The sequence below is a fragment of the Streptomyces sp. NPDC127092 genome, assembly GCF_042722475.1.
In the GTDB taxonomy this organism is placed as follows: domain Bacteria; phylum Actinomycetota; class Actinomycetes; order Streptomycetales; family Streptomycetaceae; genus Streptomyces.
Genome location: NZ_JBHXFE010000195.1, coordinates 1 through 1,576 on the forward strand (window position 1 = coordinate 1; position 1,576 = coordinate 1,576).

Below are 1,576 nucleotides of genomic sequence, written 5' to 3' on the forward strand. Positions count from 1 at the left end.
GACTGCGGGGGTGGGAGGTCACGGTCTCTCCTGGGGGATGCGGGTGGACGAGGAGGCGGGGTGCGCGGCGGTCGACGGCGGCCCGTCGGGCGGCGCGTCCGGCGGCACGCCCGCCTCCGGAGGCGTCGGCGACGCCGCCGCGGCCCGCGGCTCGACCACCTCCAGGGGAGGACGCCGCCGCCCGGGGAACAGGGGCGCGGTGACGGGATCGCGGTGGATGATCCATCCGATCCCCGCGAGCATCAGGACCAGGGTGAACACGCGGACGGCCAGGACCGGCAGCCACTGCGCCACGGAGAGCTGGTCCACCACGCCGACGCCGGTGAGCAACAGGACCGCGAGCGCGGTGACCCACCCGAGCCAGCGGGGATGGTCGGCGCCCCACGGCAGCGGGCGGAGGGCGCACGCCAGCAGCGGCAGGACCCAGAGCAGGTACCACGGCTGGACGATCGGGGCGGTGGCGACGGCCACCACGAGCACGGCCGCCGCGCTGAACACCGGGTCCAGGGGCCGGCGGCGCAGGGCCAGCCAGGCCGTGAAGCCGAGGGCCGACACCGTCATCGCGGTGTAGAAGGCCGCGGCCACGTCGCGCGCCCCCAGGGGCGTCACGGCTTCGACGACCGCGCCGAGCAGCAGGCCGAGCAGGCCCACGGGGGCATACGGGAACGCCGCGTCCCCGCTCGTGAGCATGGCCGGGACCCAGCCGAACCAGAGGCCGGAGCCGGCGCCGAGGATCGTGAGGACGGCCAGGGAGATCACCGCCGTCGTGAACCACGGGCCGAGCCGGTCCCGCCGGCGCAGGCGCGGATCGGCCGCGCGGAACCGGGCCCAGCCGGTGGGCAGGAGCAGGGCCACGAAGGGCAGCACCAAAGCTGTCAGGGGCTTGATCGCAACGGACAGGGCGATCAGCACGATCCCCCACAGCGCATGCACGCGGCGGCGGGGCGGGCGGACCATGAGCAGGATGCCCGCGAGCATCAGCCCCGACATCAGCGCGTCGTTGTGGGCGCCGGCGATCATGTAGAGCAGGAACAGTGGGTTCGCCACGGCCACCCACGTGGCCCACACCCCGCATCGGCCCGCGACGGCGGCCAGCCGCGGCACCGCCCACAGGCACAGCGCCAGGCCCGCGAGCGCCAGGAGCCGGAACGCCGTGACGGAGAGCTCGATGTTGCCGCCCGTGGCCCGCCACGTCGTCTCGGCGAACAGCAGGAACAGCGGCCCGTAGGGGGACGGGGACTCGGCCCAGATGGAGTCCGCTCCCTGCATGAACCAGCCGGGCAGGGCGGACACGCCCTGGGAATACGGGTCGAGACCCGACGCGAGGAGCCGGCCCTGCTGGAGGTAGGAGAACACATCGCGGGAGAAGATCGGCAGCGCGAGCATCAGCGGGGCGGACCACCACCAGGCGGCCCGGGCCACCAGGCGGCCGTGCTCCTCCCAGCGGCCCCGCAGCGCGCGCCCCAGCTCGAGCCAGGATCGGACGAGGAGCAGCGAGCCGGCGGCCAGCAGCACGGTGCTGAGCAGCACGCCGGGAAGGTAGACCCGCAGCGGGTTGAGCAGGGTGGTGCCGGAG

The 1,576-nt window shown here is 74.9% G+C and carries 1 protein-coding gene; it reads right to left on the reverse strand.

Annotated elements, in window-relative coordinates; translation table 11 throughout:
- Window positions 1-18: 18 nt before the first annotated feature.
- Window positions 19-1,576 (reverse strand): polyprenol phosphomannose-dependent alpha 1,6 mannosyltransferase MptB (gene mptB, locus ACFWJO_RS38770; RefSeq protein ID WP_386872916.1); only part of this gene is annotated, 1,558 nt, incomplete at its 5' end.